Source organism: Hungatella sp. (assembly GCF_046966825.1).
This window is the reverse complement of sequence record NZ_JBKVCZ010000174.1, coordinates 1-11,926: the sequence shown is the minus strand read 5'-3', so window position 1 is coordinate 11,926 and position 11,926 is coordinate 1. Positions and strand designations below refer to the sequence as shown.

Genomic DNA, 11,926 nt, shown 5'->3' with positions numbered 1-11,926 from the left:
ACAAAGACCCCGCTGAATTTATGAAAACATGGGTTACGGTAAAGGCAAAGACAGGCTGGATCGAAGATGTGTACGGCCGCTGGTACCGCCATGACGACGGAAGCTACACGAAAAACGACTGGGAAAAGATCGACGGTAAATGGTACTGGTTCAATGAATCGGGGTACGCCTACCGCAGCCAGTGGGTGCTGAGTAAAGAGAAATGGTATTATTTAGGCGAGGACAATGCCATGGTTACAGGCCTTCAGGTGGTCGATAACAGCGCATACTTTTTTGATGAAACCGGGGCAATGGCTACCGGGAAGATTACGCTGGAGACGGACGAAAAGGGAGCACTGCGCGGCTGAGAAGCCGGCGGAAAGGCGGCAGGAGTTTTTGAAACTGCCGCCTTTAAAAGGTAAAAGATCAGGGGACAGGGGAGTGATTGTACTCAGCTGTTCCCTGGCTTTTTCGCTTATGAGATGTTTCCTGGTGTCATTTAAAATACTGGGAGTATGCAGACAGAAATAAGTCATACTCATTTTTCTCTGTAATCCAGATAATTACGTAGTATTCTTCGATTCCAAGGCGGGAATAGGCTTCCAGTCGATGATTGCCGTCATTTAACTCGAATTCCCCCTCGGTTTTGCCGTTCTCGATCAGGTAGTGGACGATTAACGGGGGCATATCCGTTTCTTTCTTAAGAACCTCCGAAAGTTCGTTTACATGCTTCTCAAACCATTCCTCATTAATCCGCCATTTCATGTTTTCTTCAGGGCCGCAGCAGCGGGTCAAGAGCGATAATGGCATTTTGACAGGTCCAAGAAAATATCTGTCGTAAAGCTTTAAGCCGTCTGAAAAATCTTTGTTATGGCCGTCGGATAACAGATAGGTATGAACCCACTCTTCAAGCTTGTCATTCTTTGCGAAATTCTGGGCTGACGACAGTGTACATTCGTATTCCATAGTGAATACCTCCTTTTTGGAATAAATAATCTTCTTGATAGATTCACAGGAAAGATAGTATTCATCAGCTAACTGTTCAACGCTGGCGCCCGCATTAAATTTTGACTTGATGTCACGATTGCGTTCTATGAGATACTGTTTATATCCCGACGTCTCGCCCCATGCACGTTTTTTGTCACTCGATGGAATATAGACCAGCTTGCCGGATACGTACTTCTGTATTTGCTTTAATAGACGTTCGGGAAAGATATCTCTGCCGTTTTCGTATTTCAATTCTATCATCTCCTTTCAAGAGTATTCTATCGGAATATTGCTGTATTTGATATAGAACGAATTTGTATAGTTGTTTTTTACCTATGGTTTTGCAGGGGAGGCAGCATGCAGCTGTCAAAAAGAACCGGTGCGTCAGCATGGTAGCGGTGGGGAATACAGGTACATTAGAGCATCAGCAGCATGCATAAAGGGCAGGATAAGCCGCTGGAAGGTAAGTCAGGATTTCTCAGATAAAATAAACGTCTGTATATATTTGTCCATATTAAAGAAAAGCCTGCTTTTTCAATTGCTTCTGAAGGAAAATCAACAGGACACCAAATGTTCGCTTAAATAAGCTCCAAACATACGGAGACCCACCGTTCACTTTTATTCCAGCATATTACCGGATAAGACAGGTATCGAACTGATTAAAACGATTTTAACATATCTGTCATATTGAATGTGTATTCCCCTTATTTTGTAAGAGATTTCATAAAATTTATACTTTCTCCTGCGATCACATCCGGCATATCGTCGTGAACGTAGTGGCCGCAGTCTAAAAACATATAGTGGGCATTCTCAAAGGATGAAAGATAATCTGTTACAGTATCCCGCCAGCCGGGCAACTTTCAGTTGCATTGACTAATATATTTCCATTGCAGCGTGACATTGGGGCAATCTTCATGGTTTGCGGACTCTGGAAGCAGAGACGGCAATTTGTGATTGGCTGATTCTCATGTATAGGCTATAATAGAATCCAGAAGAGTTCAATCAATTACAGAATAAGGAGGCTCAAATGAAAAAGACGTTTGAGAGCTGCGGACATTCTTTTGACGCAGAATTTTTTCCGACCGAAAGCTCTTGTATGATCCGTTTCTATGACAGCAAAAATGAAGACTTTGGCGGTTCTCTCCATGATTTGGTGATTGCAGAACCGAGTTACGGTTTTTTGCTTGTACAGTATATCGGCGATGATGCTGTTATGAGCGGAGTGTTAAATGAAAAGTATTTTTCGAAAAATATGACGGAGGATATCCTCTGTTTTCTGGAGGACAGTCTGCCGCAATGCCGAAATGTCTACTTCCCGTATCATATCGATTTTGCTGCGGTTACCGGATATGATGAGTACAATGGGGAGTATTCTGCCTGAGCGATCGGGCGCGATTTGCAGTTTCCAGCATATGGTCCCCCATGTGCGGTCGAAGGTTACAGTTCACAGCCCGTCGTCCTCTGCTTCCCGGTCGGCCCCGGCTGGCTCATGGGCCGACCGGGAAGCAGAGGACGACGGGGCTGTGAACTGCAACGGTCGAAGTCCGTTCAGAGAATCGTAAAGAAACAGAAATGGTATTTCCTTAAAAAGTATGATAGGATAGTGGTATCTGGAAGAAAGTGACAGCGATCAGAGGAGGAATGGAGTATGTGGACAAGAGCAGAGTTAAAGGACAGGGCAAAGCAGGATATGAAGCCGTTTTACTGGTACGGCGTTCTGGTTTGTTTCATTGCGGGAATACTGGGAGCGGGAAGCTCCGGCGGAGGCGGCAGTATCAGTGCAGGCAGCCGGTCGAGCCGGAATTCCTACTCGGGCAGCGGCGTATGGGATGAGCACAGCATGACGATTTTTCTGATAGTTTTAGGGGTTATTCTCGTTGTAATGGCTATTGCCATTGTGATCGGCATATTTGTAAGCAACCTCGTAGCGGTCGGTAAGCTGCGCTACTTTATGGACAGCGCCATTATGCAGCAGTCGGCCGGAGTCGGACGTATTTTCTTCGCGTTTGGCGGAGGCCACTATCTGAATGTTGTGAAGACCATGTTTTTGAGGGGACTTTTTGAAAGTCTGTGGACGCTTTTGCTTGTAATCCCCGGTATCTATAAGCACTATGAGTATTACATGATACCCTATCTGCTGGCGGATAATCCGGAGATGGAATGGCACGAGGCGTTCCGGCTCAGCAAAGAGATGATGGCTGGCAATAAGTTTGATACATTTGTGCTGGAATTGTCCTTTATCGGCTGGTATTTGCTGGGAATGCTGGTTTGCTGTATCGGCGGTATCTTTGTGAATCCGTACTATGAGATGACATTTGTGGAACTTTACTGGGTTCTGCGGGATCAGGTGATGGGACCGCAGCCTTCGGAGCCGACGGATCAGAATGTATATGCCGACGCGTATTACCGGGAAATATAATATAACAGTGATTGAGAAATAGGACAGATCCATACTGTCTATCATGAGGCGGGAAGGTAGAAAATACCTTTCCCGCCTTTTTGTATACTCCGAATAACAGCATACAGTTTTTTAAGGCCATCATAGGCTGGACAGGCGAGTTTTGGCGGTTCGGGATATGCAGCAAATAAAAAGCACCCGGCTAATTCGGATGCTTAAAATTGAATTCAATTTGATTGTAATCCTCAGTATCAGCCACAAAAGGTTTGCCGACTGACAGCTTTTCGTTGATTTCCCTCTGTGTTACGTAATATTCATTTCTAGCCTTCATTAAGATCGAGGCGCGGGAATCCTGAGATGAGTTTTGGAACCAGTAGAGCAGCAGCGACTCTTCTTCGGATAACAGCTTTTCGACTACGGTTCCTGCTTCTTCGGGTCTCAATGCAGTAATGAGAGGTTGGTTCAGTTCTGGTAAATCAAATAGATTGTAGATCGTCGTTCCCAGTGCCTTCGCGATGGTCTCCATATAAGCGGTTTTTACATTGATGACAGTTCCGTTGATAATTCGATTAAGAGTGGTAGCTGGGATACCTGTTAAAGCGGATAACTGTGTTTTATTAATATCCTTTAGCTTCATATACATTAATATTTTATTGTTTACCATTTGTACAACCCTCCATAATGGATTATAGCAGAAATGGAAAAAAATGTAAATAAATGTCGAATGGATGGATGAGGAGAATTTATTTTCGTACATAATAGAGCAGAGTACAATTCGTATTGGACTGTCTGTAGTATTTGACATTTATACGGGTAAATATTACTATGTATTTAGTGAAGGGCGGTTTCTGTGCTCAGCGTATAAATTATAAAACAGAAGGGGAATAAATCATGAAGAATATTTTGATTGTGGTTGGAGGCGGAAGGCCAAAGGGAAATACAGCACAGCTGGTTCAGGCCTTTACAAGAGGGGCGGAAGAAGCAGGACATAAAGTTGAGATACTCTCTCTGTTGAAAAACGAAATAAAGGGATGCATTGGATGCAATGCCTGCCGTTATGGAAAGCCCTGCATACAAAAAGATGCATTTAATGATATTGTTCCTAAGATAAAGTCTGCTGATTTAATCGTATTTGCTTCGCCGTTATATTTTTGGACGATATCATCCCGGTTAAAAGCATTTATAGAGCGTTTTTATTGTATTGCGGAAGAAGATGCCAATCCACCCCTGGGCCGTTACGAAAGATATCCAGTTAAAGACTGTGCTTTGCTAGTCACTTCTGCGGATCATTTTTTTTGGACGTTTGAACAGGTTGTATCATATTATAGATTTACGTTAGTTCATTATATAGGAATGAAAGATCGGGGGATGGTGCTTGCCGGGGGCTGCGGTGATACGAACGGAAAGCCTCAGATTGACAAAACAGATAATTTAAAGAAAGCATATGAGTTTGGAAAAATGGTATATGCCAATGAATAAGATCCGCTAGGTATGTTTTGCTGGTCAGTTGATTTCATGGATTATATTGTAAAAAATGCAAAAAAATGATATATTTATATACATTACGAGGTTGTATCAATGGAAAGGGGATCATATAGCTATGAATACACGGACGACTTTATGTCATAAATTAATGGAGGCTGTGGATGATGGCTACGATTTAATGGCTGAATATGATTCTCTGCCGCATCGTTACGGGGATGTGGTACTCTATCAGGCGGAAAGTAAAGTGATTCAGTATATAGGACGTCATAAATCGGTTACGCTTACTGAGATCGCCAATGCGAATGGAAAGACACCAAGTGCATACAGTCAGATTATCCGTAAGCTGAGGCAAAAGGGTTGGGTAAAGCAGGTTCGTAATGAGCATAACAACAGGGAATATAATCTGTTTCTTACCGAGGCAGGCTGGCAGGTATTTCGCGATCATGATGATTTTGAGCAGTCCTGTTATAAACGCACCTTTCAGAGATTGGAGGTTTTTACCGAAAACGAGCTGGAGACTTTTTGGAAAATTCAGAAATGCCTGAATGAGGCATTTCGATTAGATGTAGCGGATAGTTATGAATATAATGAAAATAGCGATGATGACTGATAATTGTTGAACCTGCGCAAAATGCGCAGGTTTTTTTGTGCAGAATGTTAATTGTATCTATATATTAAGTATGTTAATATTAGTATAGATTAATAATTAAGGTGCTTAAATATTTAGCGGCTTTCGATTGACCTGTCACAACCGATGAAAGATGGCTGTAGCTTATGTAAGATAAAACGTCCCGCTGGCTTACTGAGTGCTTTGGATAGCTCGAGATATTCAAGCAAATTTGGTAAAAGAGTGAGAACGAAATAATATTAAAAAAATTATTATCAGGAGGAGAAGGAATGAGCGAACAAAAAGAAGGAAATGGAGTAAAGACGATTGAAGAATTGTCTGAGGACAAAGGGGGATTGGAACGTAAGCTTACTTTTGGACGCGCAGTAGGTGTAATGGGTGGGGTGATAATCGGTTCCGGAATTTTCTATACGCTGTCATATGTACTTGATTATTCTCACGGTAATACGGCCATTACGGTCATGGCATGGGTTCTTGGCGGTTTGCTGTGCCTCGGAGCTTCCATGTGTTTTGCAGAGCTTGGAACCATCATGCCGGCATCAGGTGGAACATATCTCTATATTTCGCGCATTTACAAAAAAACGGGGCCGTTGGTGGCGTTTACTATGGGATGGTCAGATGCTTTGCTAGGCATACCGGCAGGTAATACGGCGATTGCACTGGTGGCAGCCACGTATATTGGAACCCTGCTTGGCGGCTTTAGTGCTTTGCAGGTATCCATTGTGGCTGCGGGAATCGTAGTGATTATTGGAGTGGTTAATATGTTTGGCGCAAAGGTAGGCAGCGCACTTTCTACGGTTTTGTTATACATAAAAGTAGCGGCGATTCTTGGAGTTATCGTGACGTGTTTTGCTTTTGGCGGTAATACAGGAGATCCGATTGCATTTGTAAATACAACCGGAGAGGGATCCGTGTTTACGGCTTTAGTCTTTTCTGTCGTGGCTGTGCTTTGGTGTTTTGATGGTTGGAATTCGATCTGTCATATGGGGGGAGAAATTCAAAATCCCAAAAAGAATATTTCGCGCGTTATGATAACCACCCTGCTGGGTATCACGATTATCTATTTAATGTTCAATTTAGCTATTCTTCATGTTGCACCGGTTAAGGATATTATTGCTTCAGAAAATATTACTTTTGATGTGATGAAGACAATATTTGGAAAAGGAGCAGCAGTAGTAGTAACGGTTTGTATTGTTTGCTCAGTTTTAGGCTCATTTAACAGCAGTGTTTTGATATACCCTCGTGAAATTTACGCCATGGCCTGCGACCATCGCTGGTTTTCTGTTTTCCGCAGGGTTAGCAAAAAAACGAATGAACCATTTATCGCTGATATTTATTTAATTGTAATGATGGTATTCTATTGCTTTGCCGCCTCTGTTCGTGATCTGGTCAATATATGTACTTTGAACAGCTGGATCTATTTCCTTTTCGTAATTGCAGGCGTAATTGTTCTCAGAAAAAAGAAACCGGAACTGGAGCGTTCCTATAAAGTTCCCTTGTATCCGATACTGCCAATTGTGGTTGGCATGTTTGCATTAACAATGCTTGTGGCTAACTTCATCATGGACCCAGGAGCGTTGGTTGGTTTGGTGATTCCGTTAACTGGAATTCCTGCTTACTTTGCTTTTGGAGCTTATAACAAAAAGCACGGTTATATGATTGAAATTGAAAAAGAAAATAATATGATGTGAGAAAGGAAGGACTAAAATGGAGTATGTAAACAGAAGAGGTACTTATTCGTATAAATGGGATGGTTTAAATGATGAATTTGGAAGGGATGATTTACTGCCTATGTGGATCGCAGATATGGACTTTCCATCACCACCCTGTGCGGTAGCTGCACTGCATAAATACGTGGAACTTCCACTTGGATATTTTAAAACACCGGATTCTTATTACGACGCAGTGATACATTGGGAAAAGGATCAACATGGTTATGAAATAAAAAAAGAGTGGATCTGTGTCACACCGGGGATCGTGCCGGCACTTCACTGGTCAGTGCGCACTTTCACGCAGCCGGGAGATAGCGTGATGATTTCAACTCCTGTGTATTATCCATTTATGAACGCAATCAATAGTAGTGAGCAGAGAAAACTTGTTAAGTGCGACTTAAAACGTTCAGGTACATACTATGAAATGGATTTTGAACGTTTTGAGAAGGACATTGCAGATAATAATGTGAAACTGTATATACTGTGCAATCCGCACAACCCAGTAGGGCGTGTCTGGACAGAAGAGGAGCTGAGGCGGATCTTAGAGATATGCAAACAATATGGTGTGATCGTAATTTCGGATGAAATTCACCAGGATATCATTAATCCCAGGCTGGGAAGAAAGAAAATTGCGGCTGCCACAGTAGGTGACTACGATGATATGCTGATTACGATGGCTTCGGCCAGTAAATCATTTAATCTGGCCGCATTACAAAATTCCTTTATTATTATACCGAATGAAAATATGAGGGAAAGCTTTAATTCTTTCCTTGGCAAAATGGCACTGGATGATGTAAATGGATTCGGTCACATTGCTACAGAAGCAGTACTCCGTGAAGGTGAGCCATGGCTGAAGGAGATGCTGAATATCGTCTATGATAATTTTGAATACCTTAAACAGAGATTTAAGGATGAGTGCCCCGGTGTAAAGGTTAGTGAATTGGAAGGTACTTATTTGACATGGCTTGATTTTGGTGAATTTTGTTCTACGCAGGAAGAGGTTGTAGATCTTGTCCAAAACAAATGTAAGATTGCCATGGACTTTGGTGGCTGGTTTGGCAGTACCGATAGTAATACTTTCGCACGAATGAACATTGCAACCTCCCGGGAAAATGTAAAAGAGGCTTGTGACCGTATTGTAAAAGCTTTAAGCAAGGACTGAGTGTATTATTGTAAGGCAGAATAATGAGTGTTTTTATATAATAAGCAGGGAAGAGTAGATAATTAATTTTATCGAAATGTCCTGCTTATTATATTCTGTAAAAACGTTTCATTACATTTCCGGAGCCTATCCATTACATAATGGATTCGGAAAAATGATTTCTATGATATGATTACTAAAATTAAATTCAGAGGAAAGAGGGAAGAGGTATGGCAAATATTTCAGTTAATTCAGGAGGAATACAGATGAGAATGAAGAAAAGAATAACAATACTGGCTGCCGTTACGGCGATCTGCCTGCTTGGCAGCGGATGCAGCGCCATAGGCGGAAAAAAACAGATTTCGGATGTGGATGTGGTAACTACGGTGCTGAATGCATATCAGCAGGGAGATTATGAGAGCATGAAGCCGTATCTTGATGAGGATAGTAAATTTCATCCGATGCTTGCCGCGGTAACGGCAGAAAATGCGACCGCAATGGACAAAGTGTATCAGGAAGCGTATGCATTGACAAAGAATTTTACTTATACGGCCGAAGCCGTGGAAGGGGAAGAAAAATGGGGCCATGTGAAGGTACATATTCAGACGAATAACATTGTTTCCGGCATTTCCGACAGCATGGCCGAAGCGATTGCAGAGCAGGTTAAAAATGGCGGCGACAGCTTCTATGATGTCCCCACATGGCTGATGGCCGGCTTAAAAAGCGGGGAAGCAGTCGACGAAGAGTTTGTCGTAACCGTTACTCTTATTAATAAGAAAAAAACGATCAGTACCCAAACTGGGGAATTATTCAGCGTTGTCAGCGGCGGTTTTTCCGAATACATGAATCTGTCCATGACCAGATGCACCGACGAGGGAGAGCAGTACGACATTGTTTCCAGTGGCGATGAGATCAAGGCGATGCTGGAAGAAAGCGTGGTAGACGCCGAACCGGAGGAACTCACGGAAGAGTATTTAACGGCCTTTGCGGATACCTTTGAGGCACTTCCCGGTGTATTTGTAAAGGCAGAAGTCAAGGATGAAGAACACCTGCTGATCCGTCTTGGCTTTAATATGGATACGGCCAGCAGCAAGGACCTGGCTGATATGGGAATTATCAGTGACCGCCTTACGACCGGTGGCGGTCATTTGAGCCTGGATTCCACAATCCGTGGATTTGAAGAGACCGGAATGACTTGTGTGACAGAAGACTATAGTCAGACAAAGAGTGACAGTGAGTAACGATTACGGGTTTAAGTAATAGAACAGACTATGAAGATAACAGACTATGAAGAAGGAAGTGCAGAATCGCTTTTGGCTGGCGATACTGCATTTCCTTTATTTTATGAAATTGATATCTGAAACTGAGGATATACCGTAATAAAGGGTAACTTTAATAAAACTGTGACCTATAACGAGTTTCACAAGCAAGAAATGCAATAGGGATTACCTGCTTTTTTTCGAAGAGTAGAGTTGGCTCTTGTCCAGCAGACCATAGAGCAGACGTATAAATTTACGGAAAGTCAACGCGAGTGCTCGCTTAAGCTGATGGTTTCTTGTTTCAGCATATTTCTTTTGATAGAAGCGTTCATACTCAGGACAATGCCTCAATACTTTGCAAGGGCATCGGTATTTTGTAAAGCCTTGACAGAACCGATCTCAGCAAGGCAAGTGAGTGCCGGATCGTTATTTATTACGGAAAAAGGAAAATGAATTAAATAATTATCTCAGGCACTGTGGTTTACAGGATTGGACCCTATTCCCTATTTCGTGAAAAGTAACAAGTAAAATAATTTAAAATCAATTATATACTAATAATGCTTGACTTATTTTAATTTAGTGTTTATAATTAATAATAGTATTAGTTATTGTTATTTAAAAGACGCGTAATTACAAATGACAAGGAGGTTTTATATGAGAAGTATCACGAAGTTAGATTTACAGTATGCACACAGATTTTATGGTTTTAAGGGTGAAGCTCAGTATCTGCATGGACACACTGGCATATTGACGCTGGAGGTTGAGGACACCATTAATACAGGTGTCAACATGGTATTCCCTTGTAATGAGATTCAGAAAACAGCATGGGACGTTTTGAAAAACTTTGACCATGCAACGATTTTACGCGAAGATGACCCATTGCTTCCGGCTCTTCTGGGGGTATATGAGGCCCAGGGCATTAAAGACGGAGCTCCTACCAATATCATGAAAGGCCCTGCTTTCAAGACAGAACTTGCAACCGCGTATCCGGAGTGCCGTTTAGTTGTGACAAAAGAGACCATGACAGTTGAGGGCATGATTAAAATTGTTTATGATCTGTTGAAGGACAAATTAAACATTGTGAAAATAACCTTTACAAGCGGAGTGAATGCGGCATCTGAGGAATTTAACCCCCAAATGACCAAGGATCGTTGTCCGTTATGTGGTATTGCATTAGATGAAAATGGAGTTTGTCCGAAATGCGGTTACAGGAAATAGAACGGGAACGTGTAACGGAAATAATTTAACAAGTATTCGGAAATAAAAATTGCCGTGAAAAAATTTAATAACTGACTCAAGATGGATATCGTAAAAAATAGGGAATAGAAGAGTACTAAACTCAACTATTCCCTATTTTTATTTAATAATAGCCTGTATAATATAAATAAAATCAGGGAGGAGAAGCGATGGAAGAACAACTGCTGCAACAAATAAAATATTAACTCTCAGGGAAAATAACTAAAGAAGAGTATGCTGAACTAAGTGAAGGATCTATGATTTTACGGAGAACTTTGTATAACAATTTTCTTTAATGTTGTTCGCACTAGAACAATACCCAAATGAAAAGAAATTTTTTAGTACATCTAAAACATATCTAAATTCTGAAAAAGTACGATATATATAAGCCAAGAGCGGAAAACCATAGATAGCCCTTCCGCTCTAGCATTATCTTAGAAGATCTGCTTTTACAGAGATTTTTTCACACGCTTGTCATTTCAGATCTCAAATAACATTTACAGATTTATTTTATATACTCTAGAGTCTTGGTTCTCATCGTCCTTCATGAGTTTATAGAAAGAATAGCCATACTTTTCATATAATCCCATATGATCTGTAGAAATATATATATGTGTTGCCCCTTCACTGGCTGCAACATTTTTAGCATACTCCAATAGTTTTCCCAGATATCTATGCCCTCTAAATTCGGGAAAAGTATATACAAATCCAATCCACGGAGTTAATGAAGCATCCCTTACATCATCCTGTTCTGCTAAAGTACAAAAAGAAATAAGTGTTTTTCCTTCTACAAGCATAAGAACTTTTGTTGAGTTTCCACACAGATCCAGTAATTGATTGTTGTTCAATAATCTATATAAGTATTGTCCAGCACCCCAATCACTTTTGCCAATTTCTTCTTTCCAAAATATTTTATCATCTACATCAAAATAGTTTATAATTTCCATAATAATTCCTCCCTCAAACGTAAACAATTGTATACAAAAATTTAAAACTAAAAAAGCCCCGAAACACTAGCAAACATGCAGGTTTCAGAGCCTTGAAAGAGTAGCGGAAGGGAGATTTGAACTCTCGACACCACGGGTATGAACCGTGTGCTCT

General features: G+C 41.3%; 11 protein-coding genes and 1 pseudogene. 9 read left to right on the top strand and 3 right to left on the bottom strand.

Features of this window, described 5'->3' with window-relative positions; translation table 11 throughout:
• Positions 1–347, top strand: a pseudogene (locus ACLTD4_RS30365) (hypothetical protein); the annotation flags it as partial.
• A gap of 127 nt (positions 348–474) precedes the next feature.
• Here ACLTD4_RS30365 and ACLTD4_RS30360 read toward each other — a convergent pair.
• Positions 475–1,218: a CD3324 family protein gene (locus tag ACLTD4_RS30360; RefSeq protein WP_081034410.1), complete on the bottom strand. Its 744-nt coding sequence runs from the start codon at positions 1,216–1,218 to the stop codon at positions 475–477.
• A 775-nt stretch (positions 1,219–1,993) separates the two neighbouring features.
• On the opposite strand from ACLTD4_RS30360, the gene ACLTD4_RS30355 reads away from it, so the two are divergent.
• Together ACLTD4_RS30355 and ACLTD4_RS30350 are read left to right on the top strand one after the other, a co-directional pair.
• Complete coding sequence (locus tag ACLTD4_RS30355) at positions 1,994–2,347, top strand: hypothetical protein (RefSeq protein WP_117623578.1); 354 nt, start codon at positions 1,994–1,996, stop codon at positions 2,345–2,347.
• A gap of 267 nt (positions 2,348–2,614) precedes the next feature.
• The gene (locus tag ACLTD4_RS30350; protein WP_029466561.1) at positions 2,615–3,385 is read left to right on the top strand and encodes a DUF975 family protein; all 771 of its coding nucleotides are present in this window, start codon (positions 2,615–2,617) and stop codon (positions 3,383–3,385) included.
• 181 nt (positions 3,386–3,566) lie between these two features.
• Here ACLTD4_RS30350 and ACLTD4_RS30345 read toward each other — a convergent pair whose 3' ends face one another.
• Positions 3,567–4,028, bottom strand: coding sequence for a helix-turn-helix domain-containing protein (locus ACLTD4_RS30345; RefSeq protein WP_055661024.1), 462 nt, complete (start codon positions 4,026–4,028; stop codon positions 3,567–3,569).
• A gap of 227 nt (positions 4,029–4,255) precedes the next feature.
• Between ACLTD4_RS30345 and ACLTD4_RS30340 the strand changes: the two genes are divergently transcribed.
• The 6 genes from ACLTD4_RS30340 to ACLTD4_RS30315 all read left to right on the top strand — a co-directional run bounded on the left by ACLTD4_RS30340 (position 4,256) and on the right by ACLTD4_RS30315 (position 10,807).
• Positions 4,256–4,843 (top strand): flavodoxin family protein, encoded by a 588-nt coding sequence (locus tag ACLTD4_RS30340; RefSeq protein WP_055660459.1) that lies wholly within the window; start codon positions 4,256–4,258, stop codon positions 4,841–4,843.
• 121 nt (positions 4,844–4,964) lie between these two features.
• A complete protein-coding gene (locus tag ACLTD4_RS30335; protein ID WP_055660457.1) occupies positions 4,965–5,459 on the top strand; it encodes a MarR family winged helix-turn-helix transcriptional regulator in 495 nt (164 codons plus the stop codon).
• A gap of 287 nt (positions 5,460–5,746) precedes the next feature.
• On the top strand, positions 5,747–7,168 hold the full coding sequence (locus tag ACLTD4_RS30330) for an APC family permease (protein ID WP_117623579.1): 1,422 nt from the start codon (positions 5,747–5,749) through the stop codon (positions 7,166–7,168).
• Positions 7,169–7,184: 16 nt separating this feature from the next.
• Positions 7,185–8,351, top strand: coding sequence for a MalY/PatB family protein (locus tag ACLTD4_RS30325; protein ID WP_117623580.1), 1,167 nt, complete (start codon positions 7,185–7,187; stop codon positions 8,349–8,351).
• A gap of 245 nt (positions 8,352–8,596) precedes the next feature.
• The gene (locus tag ACLTD4_RS30320; protein ID WP_055660452.1) at positions 8,597–9,571 is read left to right on the top strand and encodes a hypothetical protein; all 975 of its coding nucleotides are present in this window, start codon (positions 8,597–8,599) and stop codon (positions 9,569–9,571) included.
• 672 nt (positions 9,572–10,243) lie between these two features.
• Complete coding sequence (locus ACLTD4_RS30315) at positions 10,244–10,807, top strand: 6-pyruvoyl trahydropterin synthase family protein (protein WP_055660451.1); 564 nt, start codon at positions 10,244–10,246, stop codon at positions 10,805–10,807.
• Between the two features lie 515 nt (positions 10,808–11,322).
• Here the strand turns inward: ACLTD4_RS30315 and ACLTD4_RS30310 are convergent.
• Positions 11,323–11,772 carry a GNAT family N-acetyltransferase gene (locus ACLTD4_RS30310; RefSeq protein WP_055660449.1) on the bottom strand — a complete coding sequence of 150 codons (450 nt, stop codon included), beginning with the start codon at positions 11,770–11,772 and terminating at the stop codon, positions 11,323–11,325.
• Positions 11,773–11,926 lie beyond the last annotated feature (154 nt).

What these genes read in the sequence shown, in the direction of transcription:
- ACLTD4_RS30355 (WP_117623578.1), top strand. Translation starts at nt 1,994, where the DNA reads ATGAAAAAGACGTTTGAGAGCTGCGGACATTCTTTTGACGCAGAATTT.
- ACLTD4_RS30350 (WP_029466561.1), top strand. Translation starts at nt 2,615, where the DNA reads ATGTGGACAAGAGCAGAGTTAAAGGACAGGGCAAAGCAGGATATGAAG.
- ACLTD4_RS30345 (WP_055661024.1), bottom strand. Translation starts at nt 4,028, where the DNA reads ATGGTAAACAATAAAATATTAATGTATATGAAGCTAAAGGATATTAAT.
- ACLTD4_RS30340 (WP_055660459.1), top strand. Translation starts at nt 4,256, where the DNA reads ATGAAGAATATTTTGATTGTGGTTGGAGGCGGAAGGCCAAAGGGAAAT.
- ACLTD4_RS30335 (WP_055660457.1), top strand. Translation starts at nt 4,965, where the DNA reads ATGAATACACGGACGACTTTATGTCATAAATTAATGGAGGCTGTGGAT.
- ACLTD4_RS30330 (WP_117623579.1), top strand. Translation starts at nt 5,747, where the DNA reads ATGAGCGAACAAAAAGAAGGAAATGGAGTAAAGACGATTGAAGAATTG.
- ACLTD4_RS30325 (WP_117623580.1), top strand. Translation starts at nt 7,185, where the DNA reads ATGGAGTATGTAAACAGAAGAGGTACTTATTCGTATAAATGGGATGGT.
- ACLTD4_RS30320 (WP_055660452.1), top strand. Translation starts at nt 8,597, where the DNA reads ATGAGAATGAAGAAAAGAATAACAATACTGGCTGCCGTTACGGCGATC.
- ACLTD4_RS30315 (WP_055660451.1), top strand. Translation starts at nt 10,244, where the DNA reads ATGAGAAGTATCACGAAGTTAGATTTACAGTATGCACACAGATTTTAT.
- ACLTD4_RS30310 (WP_055660449.1), bottom strand. Translation starts at nt 11,772, where the DNA reads ATGGAAATTATAAACTATTTTGATGTAGATGATAAAATATTTTGGAAA.